This is a genomic window from Mesorhizobium sp. C277A (assembly GCF_040324395.1).
In the GTDB taxonomy this organism is placed as follows: Bacteria; Pseudomonadota; Alphaproteobacteria; order Rhizobiales; family Rhizobiaceae; genus Mesorhizobium.
This window is the reverse complement of record NZ_JAMYVW010000002.1, coordinates 4,472,761-4,487,057: the sequence shown is the minus strand read 5'-3', so window position 1 is coordinate 4,487,057 and position 14,297 is coordinate 4,472,761. Positions and strand designations below refer to the sequence as shown.

The following is a 14,297-nucleotide window of genomic DNA, read 5'->3' as shown; positions in this document are numbered from 1 at the left end:
AGCCGGGCGTTCGAAGCTGCGAGACGATGCCTTCAGATCAGGCGATGGTCTTGCCAAAGGCGACCGAGGTGTCGGCCATGCGGTTGGAGAAGCCCCACTCATTGTCGTACCAGGACAGCACCGAAACGAAGTTGCCGTCCATGACCTTGGTCTGGTCGAGCGCCAGGATCGACGAGCGCGGATCGTGGTTGAAGTCGATCGACACATTCGGATGATGGGTGACGCCGAGAATGCCCTTCAGCTTGCCGTTGGAGGCGGCGATCACCGCTTCGTTTATCTCCTGCACGGTGGTGGCGCGCTTGGCGATGAACTTGAAGTCGACGACCGAGACGTTGGGGGTCGGCACGCGGATCGAGATGCCGTCGAGCTTGCCCTTGAGGTCGGGCAGCACCAGGCCGATCGCCTTGGCCGCACCGGTCGAGGTCGGGATCTGCGACAGGGCAGCCGCGCGGCCGCGGTAGAGATCCTTGTGCATGGTGTCCAGCGTCGGCTGGTCGCCGGTGTAGGAGTGGATCGTCGTCATCATGCCCTTTTCGATGCCGACGGTCTCGTGCAGCACTGCGGCGAGCGGCGCCAGGCAGTTGGTGGTGCAGGACGCATTCGAAATGACGATGTGGTCCTTGGTCAGCTTGTCGTGGTTGATGCCGTAGACGACGGTGAGGTCAGCACCTTCGGCAGGCGCGGAGACGACGACGCGCTTGGCGCCGGCGGTCAAATGCGCGGCAGCCTTGTCGCGGGCGGTGAAGATGCCGGTGCATTCGAGCGCGATGTCGATGCCGAGCTCCTTCCACGGCAGCTGCGCCGGGTCCTTGATCGCGGTGACCTTGAAGGTCTCCTTGCCGACGGTGATCTGGTCGCCCGAGACCGACACTTCGTGCGGGAAGCGGCCGTGCACGCTGTCATAGCGCAGCAGATGCGCGTTGGTCTCGACCGGGCCGAGGTCGTTGACGGCGACGACGTCGATGTCCTTGCGGCCGGATTCATGGATGGCGCGCAGGATGTTGCGGCCGATGCGGCCAAATCCGTTGATGGCAACTCTGACGGTCATTTTACTCTCCCTGGGAGCTGGAGGCGGCAGATGGGTCCGCAGCTTCATAGCGGCGGATGGCACAAGAATCCAGCCGCAGAAGGCCGAATTTAAATCGATTAGGTTGGTCCAGCCCCGCGAATCCGCCTTGGAGGTGCGCGGGACTGACCCTGATCTTACTTGCCGTGCAGGCGGGCTTCCGCCGCCTTGGCCGCGGCTTCGGCGGTGATGCCGAAATGCGGGTAGAGCTGCTCGATGGTGCCGGAAGCGCCGAAGCCGGTCATGCCGATGAAGATGCCGTCGGAGCCGATCAGGTGATCCCAGCCCTGGCGGATGCCGGCCTCGATCGCCATCTTGATCGGCGCGTTGCCGATCGTCTCCTTGCGGTAGGCGTCGCTCTGCTGGTCGAACAGTTCGAAGCAAGGCACCGAGACGACGCGGGTCGGGTGCCCATGCTTTTCAAGCAAATCACGGGCGCCGAGCGCGATCTCGACCTCGGAGCCGGTCGCGAAGATCGTCACCGCCGCTTCGCCGCTCGCCGCGGCCAGTTCATAGGCGCCCTGGCTCGAGAGGTTCCTGGCCGAGTGCTCGGTGCGCACCGTCGGCAGGTTCTGGCGGGTCAGCGCCAGGGTGGACGGGGTCTTTTCCGATTCAATGGCAATCTGCCAGCATTCGGCGGTTTCCACCGCGTCGGCCGGACGGAAGACATTGTGGTTGGGGATGGCGCGGAGCGCCGCCAGGTGCTCGACCGGCTGGTGGGTCGGGCCGTCTTCGCCCAAACCGATCGAATCATGGGTCATGACGAAGATCGAGCGGATGCCCATCAGCGACGCCAGCCGCATCGACGGACGGGCATAGTCAGAGAAGCACATGAAGGTGCCACCGTAGGCGATGAGGCCGCCATGCAGCGTCAGGCCGTTGAGGGCGGCCGCCATGCCATGCTCGCGGATGCCGTAGTGGACATAGCGCTGGCCGTAATCGTCCGGCGTGATGTTCTTGGTCTGGCTGGTCTTGGTGTTGTTGGAGCCCGTCAGGTCGGCAGAGCCGCCGATGGTTTCCGGCACCGCGCCGTTGATGACTTCCAGCGCCATTTCCGACGATTTGCGGGTGGCGACCTTCGGCTTGTCGGCCGACAGCTTCTTCCTGTAGTCGGCAATGACGGCATCGAAATTCGACGGCAGCTTGCCGGCGAGGCGGCGCTCGAACTCGGCCTTCAGCTCGGGCTTGGCCTTGGCGAGCCGGCCTTCCCAGTCGGTGCGCGGCTTGACGCCGGCCTTGCCGGCGGTGCGCCAGGCGTCGAGAATGTCGGCCGGAATTTCGAAGGGCGGCGAGTCCCAGTTGAAGAATTTCCGCGCGCCTGCGATCTCGTCGGCGCCGAGCGGCGAACCGTGCGCCTTGTTGGTGCCGGCCTTGGTCGGGGCGCCGAAGCCGATGGTCGTCTTGCAGGCGATCATCGTCGGCTTGTCGGAATGGCGGGCGGCTTCGATGGCGTAGGCGATCGCCTCGGGGTCGGTGCCGTCAATGTGGCTGGCATTCCAGCCCGAGGCCTGGAAGCGGGCGACCTGGTCGGTGTTGTCTGCAAGCGAAACCGGACCGTCGATCGAGATGTTGTTGTTGTCCCAGAAGACGATCAGCTTGTTGAGCTTGAGGTGGCCGGCCAGCGCGATGGCTTCCTGGGAAACACCTTCCATCAGGCAGCCGTCGCCGGCCAGCACATAGGTGTAGTGGTCGACGAGGTCGTTGCCGAAGGCGGCGTTCATGATGCGCTCGCCGAGCGCGAAGCCGACCGAATTGGCGAGACCCTGGCCGAGCGGGCCGGTCGTCGTCTCGATGCCGGTGGCATGGCCGTATTCGGGATGGCCGGCAGTCTTGGAACCCAGCTGGCGGAAATGCTTGATCTGGTCGAGGGTCATGTCCTCGTAACCGGTCAGATGCAGCAGCGAGTAGAGCAGCATAGAACCGTGGCCGGCCGACAGGATGAAGCGGTCTCGGTCCGGCCAATGGGGGTTCTTCGGATCATATTTCAGAAAGCGGGTGAACAGCACTGTGGCGATGTCGGCGCAGCCCATGGGCAGGCCGGGATGGCCGGACTGGGACTTCTCGACGGCGTCCATGGAGAGAAAACGGATCGCATTGGCCATCCGGTCATGTTGTTCACGCGACGTCATGGTACCTCCGGGGTGGGGATTTGTGGGCTTGGCAGAGCCCAGGAAAGAGTGCGCGACACATAGCAGCCACGGGCTTTTAGTCAACAAATCGGCTGCACATTTGCCGGTCTTGTGATGGCTTTGAGACCTTATGGGGCGACCTACATTAGCGTTAGCGGGGGACAGTCGCGAGAGCTTTGTTGACGTTGCCTTCACCCGGTGCCTAATGTTTCCTTGTTAACGCGTTCTGAACGCGAAGCGATTCGGTGATGGGCAGGGCACAGGACGAAGGCCATGACCGGCGAAACCACACTCAAGGAAGTCATCCACAGGCTGGGCAAGGCCATCGAGGGGCTGGAAAACGCCGTCGCGGCCAAGCTCGAGCACGAGCGCGACTATTCCGAAGCCGAGGCTGAGGTGCAGCGCATGAACGCCGACCGTTCACGGCTGGCGCAGGAACTCGACAATTCCGAAGCCCGCGCCGAACGGCTGGAAGATGCCAACAAGGAAGTGTCGCGCCGCTTGGTGACCGCCATGGAAACCATCCGCGCGGTGCTGGACAGGTAGGAGCTGCAGGCCATGGCACAGGTCACGGTTTCCATCGACGGCAAGCAGTATCGCATGGCTTGCGACGAGGGTCAGGAAGAGCACCTGATCGACCTCGCCGAGCGGTTCGACCGTTATGTCTCGCATCTGAAGGATTCGTTCGGCGAGATCGGCGACCAGCGGCTGACGGTGATGGCCGGCATCATGGTGATGGACGAGCTTTCGGAGCTGCAGAAGCGGGTCAAGGGCATGGAGACCGAAGTGCAGACACTGCGCAAGACGCGCGACGAAGCGCTGACCAAGGCCGACAAGAACGACACCGTGCTGACCAGCGCGCTCGGCGCGCTCGCCCAGCGCATGGAAGACCTGGCCACGTCGCTGGCGGTCAACAAGGCCTGAGTCTTCCCCGCACAAACGAAAGATTGTCGGCCCAACGTCGGTCCGTAGAACGAAAGTGCTCGTTCGGTCGCCAATAATAGTTTCCTATTGTCCTGCAGCCGCGATTTTTGCGCTAAGATGCGGGAATGCCGGAGCGTTGACGCCGTCCACGGCCGCTCCTGACGAAATCTGTTGCTGGGGAATAATGCCATGAGCCTTCGTATCAACGACATCGCGCCTGACTTCACCGCCGAGACCACGCAAGGGCCGATCAAGTTTCATGACTGGATCGGCGACGGCTGGGCGATCCTGTTCAGCCATCCGAAGAATTTCACCCCGGTCTGCACCACCGAGCTGGGCACGATGGCGGGGCTCGAAGGCGAGTTCAAGAAGCGCAACGTCAAGGTCATCGGCATTTCCGTCGATCCCGTTGCGAGCCACGACAAGTGGCAGGCCGACATCAAGACGGCGACCGGCCAGACGGTGAACTACCCGCTGATCGGCGACAAGGACCTCAAGGTGGCCAAGCTTTATGGCATGCTGCCGGCGGGCGCCGGCGAGACGTCGGAAGGCCGCACGCCGGCCGACAACGCCACGGTGCGCTCGGTCTATGTCGTCGGGCCGGACAAGAAGATCAAGCTGGTGCTGACTTACCCAATGACGACGGGCCGCAACTTCGACGAGATCCTGCGCGCGGTCGATTCCATGCAGCTGACCGCCAAGCACCAGGTGGCGACGCCGGCCAACTGGAAGCAGGGCGAGGATGTGATCATCACCGCCGCGGTTTCGAACGAAGATGCGGTCAAGCGTTTTGGCGCTTTCGAGACGATCCTGCCCTATCTCAGGAAGACCAAGCAGCCGTCAGCCTAGGTTTTCTCCGTCGGAGCTATTTCGGGCTTCAGTCCTATTTGTGGCAAGGCGTGCTTGACCGGCGCGCTTTGCCAGATGACCATGCTCTTGTTCAGCCCCGACGGAGAAAACGGTTCCTGTCGGGCAAGGGGCAGGGGAGCCGGATATTGGACATCGCTTCGGCCAAACCTGAGGTCGCCGGCTTCTACGACAAGCCGACCGGCGCCATCCAGTATGTCGTCACCGACCCGGTGACGAGACGCTGCGCCGTCATCGACCCGATCCTCGACTTCGACGAAAAATCCGGCGCGACGGCGACGAAGAATGCCGACGCCTTGCTGGATTTTATCCGCGAAAACGGGCTGGAGCTCGAGTGGATCCTGGACACCCATCCGCATGCCGATCATTTCTCGGCGGCGCACTATCTCAAGGAAAGGACCGGCGCGCCGACGGCGATCGGCGACAGGATCGTCGAAGTCCAGGCGCTGTGGAAGGCGATCTACAACTGGCCGGATTTCCCCGCAGACGGCTCGCAGTGGGACCGGCTGTTTGGGGAAGGCGAGACGTTCCTGATCGGCAACCTGCCGGTCAAGGTGCTGTTCTCGCCCGGCCACACGCTCGCCTCGATCACCTATGTCATTGGCGACGCAGCCTTCGTCCACGACACGCTGTTCATGCCCGACAGCGGCTCGGCAAGGACGGACTTTCCCGGCGGCAGTGCCGCGCGGCTGTGGCATTCGATTGAGGGCATTCTGGCGCTGCCGGACGATACGCGGGTGTTCGTCGGCCACGACTATCAGGCCGGCGGGCGCGAGCCGTGCTGGGAGAGCACGGTCGCCGAGCAGAGGGCAAAGAATATCCACCTCGTTGCGGCGCGCAGCGAAGCCGAGTTCGTCGACTTGCGCGAAGCGCGCGACAAGACACTGCCGATGCCGCGGCTGATCCTGCATGCGCTGCAGGTCAACATGAATGGTGGACGGCTGCCGGAACCGGAGGCCAATGGGAGGCGGTATCTGAAGTTTCCGCTTGATGGGCTTTGAGAGGGCAGTGGCGAAGCTGCCGATCTCCCCCCTTGCGGGGGAGATGCCCGGCAGGGCAGAGGGGGGTGCTGTCCCGCTGACCTTTGGCTGTGTGCTCGAACAATTCCAGGTTGGGGATAGTTAAAATCGCAAGCTGCGATCCGTCACGCCCCCCTCTGTCCTGCCGGACATCTCCCCCTCAAGGGGGGAGATCAGCTGTTGTCCGACTTTCGCTAACCGCCGACGGACGACAAAACAAAAAAGGCGGCGCCGGTTTCCCGACGCCGCCTTCTGTTCCTTAACCGAACCCAGCCTTAGGCCGCCGGCTGCGCCTCGATCGTGCGCAGCGCCTGCATCTGGCGCTTGGCGGCGGCCTTGACCGCGTCCTGCACCTTCTCGAAGGCGCGCACCTCGATCTGGCGCACGCGCTCGCGGCTGATGTCGAACTCGGACGACAGTTCTTCCAGCGTCAGCGGCTCCTCGGCGAGGCGGCGGGCCTCGAAGATGCGCCGCTCACGATCGTTGAGCACGGCCAGAGCGCCCGACAGCATGCCGCGGCGGTTTTCCAGCTCGTCCTGCTCGATCAGCATGTCTTCCTGGCTTTCGTGGTCATCGACCAGCCAGTCCTGCCATTCGCCGGATTCACCTTCGCTGGCGCGGATCGGCGCGTTCAGCGACGCGTCGCCGGACAGGCGGCGGTTCATCGACACGACTTCAGCTTCCGACACGTTCAGCCGGGTGGCGATCTCGGTGATCTGGTCGGGCTTGAGGTCGCCATCGTCCAGCGCCTGGATCTTGCCCTTCACCTTGCGCAGGTTGAAGAACAGGCGCTTCTGATTGGCGGTCGTGCCCATCTTGACCAGGCTCCACGAGCGCAAGATGTACTCCTGGATCGAGGCCTTGATCCACCACATGGCGTAGGTCGCGAGGCGGAAGCCACGCTCGGGTTCGAATTTCTTGACGGCCTGCATCAGGCCGACATTGCCTTCCGAGATCACTTCGCCGATCGGCAGGCCGTAGCCGCGATAGCCCATGGCGATCTTGGCGACGAGCCGAAGATGGCTGGTGACGAGCTTGTGCGCAGCGGAAGTGTCTTCATGCTCGGCGTAGCGCTTGGCGAGCATGTACTCTTCCTGCGGCTGAAGCATCGGAAAGCGGCGGATTTCTTCCAGGTAGCGGCTGAGGCCGCCTTCGCCGGAAACAATACTGGGTAGTGACTGGGCCATGATTGCGCCCCCTCTCTATTGGAGTGATGCCCCCGAAACGCGGCGGGCATGTGACGCGAGCACCAAAAGGCTCGCCCGCGGCAACTGATTTATATAGGAACAAAACCAGAAAAGACAGGCATTTGTTCAACACGAAACAGTGTGTCACGCTGAAGTGAACAATGCCGCTCAGGTTTTAGCTGGCTTGTTTAGACGCAATTCCGGACGGAAAACCGTTTCACACTTTTCCTGGAATTGCTCGGGTTCAGAGTTTGCGGAAGCCGCCGACGAGTTCCTCCATGTCCCCCGGTATCGGCGCCTCGAACCTCATCGGTAAATGGGTAGCCGGGTGCCGAAATGCAAGAAGCCAGGCATGCAAAGCTTGCCTGGAAAATGCCTTGACCTGACCCTTCAGCAGTTCGGGCAGCCGGTTGGCCTTGGTGCGGAAGGCCTGGCCGTAATCGGGGTCGCCGATGACGGGATGGCCGATATGGGCCATGTGGACGCGGATCTGGTGGGTGCGGCCGGTTTCCAGCCGGCATTCGACCAGGCTGGCGGTGGCGAACGCCTGCTGGCCCTCGCCGAAACGCTCCTTGACGGTGAAATGGGTCACGGCGTGGCGGGCATCGTCACGGCCTTCCGGCACGACGGCGCGGCGCACGCGGTCGGCGGCACGGCCAAGCGGCGCGTCGACCGTTCCGGTCGGCCGCGACGGGATTCCCCAGACCAGCGCCAAATAAGCACGTTCGAGGTCGCCGGTGCGGCCGTGGTCGGCAAAGGCCTCCGACAGCGCCTTGTGGGCGCGGTCGGTCTTGGCCACCACCATGACGCCGCTGGTCTCCTTGTCCAGCCGATGGACGATGCCCGGCCGCCTGACGCCGCCAATGCCTGAGAGACTGTCGCCGCAGTGGTGGATCAGGGCATTGACCAGCGTGCCGGTCCAGTTGCCGGCGCCGGGATGGACGACGAGGCCGGCCGGCTTGTTGATGACGATCAGTTCGTCGTCCTCATAAAGCACGTCGAGCGCGATGGCCTCGCCTTGCGGTTCGGCCGGTTCCGGCTCGGGCATGACGACCGATACGCGCTCGCCGGCACTCATCTTGCGCTTGGTCTCGTCGACCGGCTTGCCGTCGATCGAAACGGCACCTTGCCGGATCAGCATCTGCACCCGGCTGCGCGACATGTCAGGCCCGAGGGCGCTCGCCAGCCACTGGTCGAGGCGCTGGCCGGCCGCTTCCGCGCCGGCTTCGAGCACGGTCGGCGCCGCCTCTATGAATTGTCCAGCCTCTATCAATTCAGGGGTCTCTTCGCTATGAGCGCTCATCGAAAAAGTTCCGGAAAGTTCTGCCATGGCCCGGCCCGTTGCCGATGAAGAAGAAAAGCTGCTCGATCCCGAGATCGAAAAGGTGCGCGGCAGGCTCATCCGCTTCATGGCCATCAATCTCGGCCTGCTTTTGCTGGCCCTTATGGTGGTGATCGCGGCCATTGTCTACAAATCGCGCAAGGCGCCGCCCGCGAACCCGCCGCTCGCCAACGACATTCCAGTTCCGCCCGGCGAGCCGCTCGCGGCCGACATAGTGCTCCCGGTCGGGGCCAAGGTGATCAGCCAGGCTCTGTCGGGCAATCGCATTTCGATCGACGCCGAGCTCAGCGACGGCAGCCGCACCATCTTCGTCTACGACATCGCCGAGCGCCGTATCATCGGCCGCTTCGCCATCCGCAACAAATAGCCGGGCCGAAACTATGACCGGGTTTGCCGAACATCGCCGCATCGCAACCATCACGCTCGTCGTCCCCGACTATGACGAGGCGATCGCCTGGTATGTCGGCAAGCTTGGCTTTGTCCTCTGCGACGACATCGAGCTCGGCGACGGCAAGCGCTGGGTGACGGTAACGCCGGCGGTCGGGCAAGGGCCCCGGCTGCTTCTGGCGGAAGCGTTGGACGATGTGCAGAAGAGCCGCGTCGGCGACCAGACCGGAGGCCGCGTGGTTTTGTTTCTCGAAACCGATGATTTTGACAGTGACCATGCGACCATGCTGGAAAACGGCGTCGATTTCCATGAAACGCCACGCCATGAGCCGTACGGCACCGTGGCGGTTTTCGCCGATCTCTACGGCAATCTGTGGGACCTGATCGAGCCGAAACGCTAGGTCCACGAACCGAGATTGCACAGAAGCGGTCCGGCCGTTCGAAGCCCAGTTGCTTTTTCCAAACCGTCAGCCTATATCGCCGGTTCTTGAACGCGCCCATCGTCTAGCGGTCAGGACACCGCCCTCTCACGGCGGGAACAGGGGTTCGATTCCCCTTGGGCGTACCAAGCAACGACTTTCCTTCCGCATCATCGAAAATTTCGGGCAGCAGCCGCGCGGATCGCGTGTGACCGCGAGGGTCGGCGGCATCAGCGAAATTCGGCAAGTCCGCGCACCCGAATACACCCAATTTAAGTCAGGCCGCGACGCTTGAAAGCGTAGCGATCTCTGTTACTTGCGGTGCGGGGATAGCATCTGCGGCAACGCGGATTTGGTTTGGCATAGCAGGCATGAATTCGGCAAAAATGATATGCCCGTGCTGTCACGGCAGCGGGCAGGTTTTCGATTGCTTGAAATGGCGTGAGTCGAAAGGGCATTGCTGCCCGCAAGGCACGCATCGGGCCGGCTGTCCAGGGCAGACGATGGCATGTGCCGAATGCGCGGGCCTGGGCACGCTGGCGGAAGCCGAGCTCAGAGCCGTTGCATAGCCTCAGGTCATGCAACCTTAGGCCTCTTTCACCATCCAGCGCCGGCAGTCTCCGCGAGCTTCTGGCGCGGCGCTGCCAATTGCACTAGCATCATGTACGAAGCCTAGCCAAAGGGCTCTTTGCGGCGCCCAAGACGCCGGGGAACATAGGCGAGGGTCGGCGAGGAGGAGACCGATGCAGAAACTGCAGTCGCAGGGCGTCCATCACATCACGCTCGTCGGCGCCGGCCGCCAGACCTCGATCGATTTCTGGGAGGGCGTGCTCGGCATGCCGTTCATTTTCGAGCAACCCAATCTCGACAAGCCAAGCGAAAGCCATCTCTATTTCGATCCCGGCGACGGCAGGCTGATCACCGTCTTCACCGACGAGAGCCGCACGCCTGTCAAGCGGCGCACGCCGACCGAACCGGGCTGCGTCCATCATATTGCGTTCTCGGTGTCGCGCGTCACTTTCCTGCAGGCGGTCGCCCGGCTCGACGAGCGCGCCATCAAGCACAGCGGTGTCAAGGATCGCGGCTTCATGGATTCGATCTATTTCGAGGATCCGCTCGGCCTGTTGATCGAGCTAGCGTCGTATCGCTTCGATCCGCCGGCCGGCTTCACCCACGCCGACGTGCTGATGCAGGCGCACAAGCTGCGCGTTGCGCGCGGCGACTACAACATCGCCGAAGTGCACCTTGCCGACGCGATCCAGACGCTGGTCGAGTGGTCGCGCGCGACCTTGTCGGACGACCGGACGCCGAAGAATCCATACTGACGGCCAGCAAAAGGGGAGGACCATAATGGCAAAGACAGTTAAGAGCGCTGGCAAACCAGCGGCCAAGCCAGCAGCAAAAGCGGCAGCGAAGCCGGCGGCAAAGGCGGCCGTAAAGGCCGCGCCGAAGGCAGCCGCGAAGCCGGCCGCGAAAGCCGCGACAAAGCCGGCTACTAAGATGTCGGGGCCGAAGGCCAAGGCGGCGAAAAAACCTGCGCTGAAGCTCTCGATGCTGAAGCCGAGCGTCAACAACATGACCGTCCGGGTGTTTGCCCGTGCGGCCGGGTTCGACGCCGCCGAGACCGACGCCTGGGGCCACACGCGGTCGCCGGAATATATGGCGCGCAATCCGGCGCATCTGACGCCGATGATCGAGGACAAGGGGCTGCCGCGCGGCGTGCTGTGGGAGAGCTGTGCCATCATGCAGTATCTCGCCAACAAGCACGGGCTGGAGAAATTCTATCCCAAGGCGCCGGCCAAGCGGGCGATGGTCGACAGCGCCATGTTCTACCTGATCGGCACGCTCTACCCGTATGTGGCGCGCGCCACCTATCCGGCGCTGGGTTTCCCGCACTATGCCGGCGAGGTCGGCCATAGCGACGTCCATCCGGAGAAGAAGTCCGAGGCGCAGAAGGCCGCCATGGCGGCAATTGCCGAGCCGCTGGAGGTGTTTCACTCCTTCTTCAGGGACGGCAAGCCGTTCATCGGCGGCAAGCACCCGTCGATCGCCGACATACGCCTGGCATCGACGCTGGAGTTCCTGGCCGTCATCGACTATGCGCTGCCCAAATGGGCCAAGGAGTATGTCGCGGCGATGGAGAAGAAACTCGGCCAGGCCTATGCCGAGCCGGCCGGCGACGTGCGCGGCTACATCGCCTATGTGAAGTCGCAGGCCAGCGCGCAAAACTAAGGATTCGTTAACCAAAACGCTGTCTATTGAAGGCACCACGTGACCACGGATGTACTGGCGCAAGGGTGAAGGGAAAGGTCGGCGCAATGCCGGCCTTTTGCTTTTCGCCGATGCGCCATCAGGCCCGTCTCATGCCGTAAAGTCTGACATCAGGCATATTGCCATCGTCTGCTTCGACCCTACCATCATGGTCGGCGGACGACACACGAGGAGCTTTGCGATGAAGGGCGTAGCGAGAGTGTTTGCGATTGCCGGTGTTGTGTTGGTCGGAGGCTACCCGTGCAATGCCGCGCCGCTCGACACGATGGCGGAGGTCGGCGATGCCATCCAGGCGTGCTGGACGCCGCCGGCGGGTGTTGGAAATGCCAGCGTCACCTTGAACTTCAGCTTCAAGCGCGACGGCACGCTGATCGGTCCGCCGCGGCCGACGGCGATCAAGGTCGATGGCGATGCGGATACCAGGAAGTCGTTCGTCGACGCCGCAACCACTGCCCTGCAAAGGTGCTTGCCGTTGAGCTTTTCGCCGACGCTGGCGCAAGGCGTCGCGGGCAATGTCTTCAACTTGCAATTCGCCTCGCCCAAGCAATAAGCGAGCGGGCGAGCGTTTCACCGTTTCACAGAAACGGCGACCCCCTCTCTCGTTGTCTTGACGCAATTCCCAGGGGAAAGCGCTACGCGCTTTTCCCGGAAAAACGACTCACACTTTTCCTGAAATTGCTCTGATCAGTTGTGCGGGCGTCTGATATCGACATGCCGCTGCAGTTCCGGCGCCTCGAAGACGTAGTCGGCCCAGGCGGATTCCGGAATCTGTCCGGCCAGATAGCATTCCAGCAACAGGCTCTGTTCGGGATCGAGCGCTCTCGGCGCCCGCTCATGGTCCAGCCCCAGCGAGTGGAACAGGTTCCTGGTCAGGCCAGAGACAGTGAAGTGAATAGACATCTTCGTCTCCTTTGCCCGACACAACGCGAGACACCGGAGAAAGGTTTCATCCGCAAGGGCCGATAACGCGGGATCGATGGTTGCGGGCGGCCTGGCTCGCCCGAGCCTGGCTTCGTCTCATCTTGAAACAAAAGTGTAATAGCGAATTTACAGGAACCGGCATAATACACTCGGCATAAAATACCTGGCGGTTGCTGGCGTCTCTTGAATTAGACTTACCTCCCGCATTGAGGCTCAATCGGCTGGAGCGGCGATCGGCTCCACAGGGGTACAAGGACCAGGTGTCGCCGATGATGCGTTTGTGGCTTGTCGTGACCTTTGCACTGGTGTCGGCAAGCGTCCTCGGCATTTCGGCTTCCCTTGCCGATCCATGCGCCGCGCTCAGGAGCCAGCTGGCACCGTCCGGCCGCAGCGGCGGGATCAGCTCCGAGCTTGCGCAGCTACGTCGCCAGCTTGCGGCGATCCAGGGGCTGGAGAGGCAACGCCGGTGCACGGCGCAAAGTGCGGTGGGGGGCTTCTTCAATGCTTGCGCCGACCTCGCCAAAAGCCGCACACAGGTGCAACGCCAGATCGCCGACGCCGCGATTTCGCGCCGGGATGCGTCCGGACTGCAGGCCAGGCTCGTCGCGCTCGGCTGCAGGCCCGCCGCCGGGCAACAAAGACAGCGTCCGGCTGGTGCCATGATCGGCAGCAATTCGATGCTGTTTTGCGTTCGTCTCTCCGACGGCTATTTCTTCCCGGCGCCGAAATCGCAGTTCGTGCAAGGCGGCGATGTCAAGGAGATGGTCGATCAGTGCCGCTACTCTGCGACGATGCCGGCGTCGACCTGTACATGCTCAGTGACCCAAGCCTTGAAACCGAAGAGATGGTCGCGCTCGATACGCGCACATCCTACAAGGACCTGCCGACGGCCTTCAAATATCGCGATGATGCGAACTTCAGGGCCTGCGACCTCGCGCTATCACCGACGCGTTGCCGAGCTGAGAGCGCGCACGGTGACGCCAGCCAATATGGCCAACGCGATCATTCCTTTGCCGTCAGCGAAGCCGGATCTTGGCACCGTGGCGCAACTTCCCCAGCCTGGCGCAGACGCTGCAGAGGCCAGGGGCGCCGCCCAGCGACAATCGGTCGAGCCATTGGCCGGCTCGCGGCCGGTCAGGGTGGTCGGGCCGGCTTTCTTCCCGGCGGAGTAACCTGCGCCTAGAGCGTTTCACCGTTTCACCGAAACGGCGAACCGCTCTATGTCTTTGTTTTACGCTATTCCGGACGGAAAACCGTTTCACACTTTTCCTGGAATTGCTCTAGTACCAGCTATTCGCAAACCATCCTGTAGCGTTTGCCGGGTTCGCTGACATTCTTGCAGGTGAGCGGATTGGCCGGTTCGGAAGCCATGCTGGGAGGGCTGGACCTGACGTGCCGCCTTGGCGCAGCTATTTGTGTTGTGTGCCTGCGTGCCGCGGGCCGGTAGGGCTCCTGCGGCGGCGGCGTCGGAAACACACCGGCTGCCGCCTGCATCCGGCTGGCCTCAGTCTGCGACGGATCGCGATCCCAGACCCGCCTGATATCGAGCGGCTTCGGGATCACCACCGTGCCGTCATAGCTGCGTGCGCAGCCGCTGCCCGCAAGCAGCGCCATGCACAGGAAACAAGGCACGATCCAACCGGTCATCAGCAACACCCCCGCCGACTTATAGCCCGGCCGGGGTTCCGCCGACAACCGGCGGAATACCGCAGGGCAATGTGGCTCTGGCCGCAGTCTGGATTGGTTATGGTTAGCGGATCATTAA

Annotated in this window: 15 protein-coding genes, 1 tRNA gene and 1 pseudogene; 11 read left to right on the top strand and 6 right to left on the bottom strand. The window is 62.8% G+C overall.

The window, feature by feature from the left end:
• Positions 1-37 precede the first annotated feature (37 nt).
• Entirely contained in the window at positions 38-1,048 is a 1,011-nt protein-coding gene (gene gap / locus NKK52_RS22060) for a type I glyceraldehyde-3-phosphate dehydrogenase (RefSeq protein ID WP_023683984.1), read from the bottom strand.
• A 155-nt stretch (positions 1,049-1,203) separates the two neighbouring features.
• Positions 1,204-3,195 (bottom strand): transketolase, encoded by a 1,992-nt coding sequence (tkt, locus tag NKK52_RS22055; RefSeq protein ID WP_023683983.1) that lies wholly within the window; start codon positions 3,193-3,195, stop codon positions 1,204-1,206.
• Between the two features lie 273 nt (positions 3,196-3,468).
• Here tkt and NKK52_RS22050 point away from each other — a divergent pair, with 273 nt between their 5' ends.
• From NKK52_RS22050 to NKK52_RS22035, 4 genes are all read left to right on the top strand, one after another.
• Positions 3,469-3,741, top strand: coding sequence for a DUF4164 domain-containing protein (locus tag NKK52_RS22050; protein ID WP_023670128.1), 273 nt, complete (start codon positions 3,469-3,471; stop codon positions 3,739-3,741).
• Positions 3,742-3,753: 12 nt separating this feature from the next.
• Entirely contained in the window at positions 3,754-4,119 is a 366-nt protein-coding gene (locus NKK52_RS22045; protein WP_023670127.1) for a cell division protein ZapA, read from the top strand.
• Between the two features lie 189 nt (positions 4,120-4,308).
• Positions 4,309-4,968, top strand: a complete 660-nt coding sequence (locus NKK52_RS22040; protein WP_023683982.1) for a peroxiredoxin — start codon at positions 4,309-4,311, stop codon at positions 4,966-4,968.
• A 146-nt stretch (positions 4,969-5,114) separates the two neighbouring features.
• Positions 5,115-5,987, top strand: coding sequence for an MBL fold metallo-hydrolase (locus tag NKK52_RS22035; RefSeq protein ID WP_031204128.1), 873 nt, complete (start codon positions 5,115-5,117; stop codon positions 5,985-5,987).
• Positions 5,988-6,280: 293 nt separating this feature from the next.
• Here the strand turns inward: NKK52_RS22035 and rpoH are convergent, their stop codons facing one another.
• Together rpoH and NKK52_RS22025 are read right to left on the bottom strand one after the other, a co-directional pair.
• Positions 6,281-7,192, bottom strand: a complete 912-nt coding sequence (gene rpoH / locus NKK52_RS22030; RefSeq protein ID WP_023670124.1) for an RNA polymerase sigma factor RpoH — start codon at positions 7,190-7,192, stop codon at positions 6,281-6,283.
• A 244-nt stretch (positions 7,193-7,436) separates the two neighbouring features.
• Entirely contained in the window at positions 7,437-8,495 is a 1,059-nt protein-coding gene (locus NKK52_RS22025; RefSeq protein ID WP_023683979.1) for an RluA family pseudouridine synthase, read from the bottom strand.
• A 25-nt stretch (positions 8,496-8,520) separates the two neighbouring features.
• Here NKK52_RS22025 and NKK52_RS22020 point away from each other — a divergent pair, with 25 nt between their 5' ends.
• The 6 genes from NKK52_RS22020 to tolA all read left to right on the top strand — a co-directional run bounded on the left by NKK52_RS22020 (position 8,521) and on the right by tolA (position 12,161).
• A complete protein-coding gene (locus tag NKK52_RS22020; RefSeq protein ID WP_023683978.1) occupies positions 8,521-8,901 on the top strand; it encodes a hypothetical protein in 381 nt (126 codons plus the stop codon).
• A 13-nt stretch (positions 8,902-8,914) separates the two neighbouring features.
• Positions 8,915-9,322: a VOC family protein gene (locus NKK52_RS22015; RefSeq protein ID WP_023683977.1), complete on the top strand. Its 408-nt coding sequence runs from the start codon at positions 8,915-8,917 to the stop codon at positions 9,320-9,322.
• A gap of 92 nt (positions 9,323-9,414) precedes the next feature.
• Positions 9,415-9,489, top strand: a tRNA-Glu gene (locus tag NKK52_RS22010).
• Positions 9,490-10,083: 594 nt separating this feature from the next.
• On the top strand, positions 10,084-10,665 hold the full coding sequence (locus tag NKK52_RS22005; RefSeq protein WP_023683976.1) for a VOC family protein: 582 nt from the start codon (positions 10,084-10,086) through the stop codon (positions 10,663-10,665).
• 25 nt (positions 10,666-10,690) lie between these two features.
• Positions 10,691-11,572, top strand: a complete 882-nt coding sequence (locus NKK52_RS22000; protein WP_023683975.1) for a glutathione S-transferase family protein — start codon at positions 10,691-10,693, stop codon at positions 11,570-11,572.
• A gap of 220 nt (positions 11,573-11,792) precedes the next feature.
• Complete coding sequence (gene tolA, locus NKK52_RS21995; protein WP_023683974.1) at positions 11,793-12,161, top strand: cell envelope integrity protein TolA; 369 nt, start codon at positions 11,793-11,795, stop codon at positions 12,159-12,161.
• A gap of 134 nt (positions 12,162-12,295) precedes the next feature.
• Here tolA and NKK52_RS21990 read toward each other — a convergent pair whose 3' ends face one another.
• Positions 12,296-12,511: a hypothetical protein gene (locus NKK52_RS21990; protein ID WP_023670117.1), complete on the bottom strand. Its 216-nt coding sequence runs from the start codon at positions 12,509-12,511 to the stop codon at positions 12,296-12,298.
• Positions 12,512-12,801: 290 nt separating this feature from the next.
• Between NKK52_RS21990 and NKK52_RS21985 the strand changes: the two are divergent.
• A pseudogene (locus tag NKK52_RS21985) lies at positions 12,802-13,715 on the top strand (DUF2865 domain-containing protein).
• A gap of 107 nt (positions 13,716-13,822) precedes the next feature.
• On the opposite strand, the gene NKK52_RS21980 reads toward NKK52_RS21985, so the two are convergent.
• Entirely contained in the window at positions 13,823-14,179 is a 357-nt protein-coding gene (locus tag NKK52_RS21980; protein ID WP_023670115.1) for a hypothetical protein, read from the bottom strand.
• Positions 14,180-14,297: the final 118 nt, after the last annotated feature.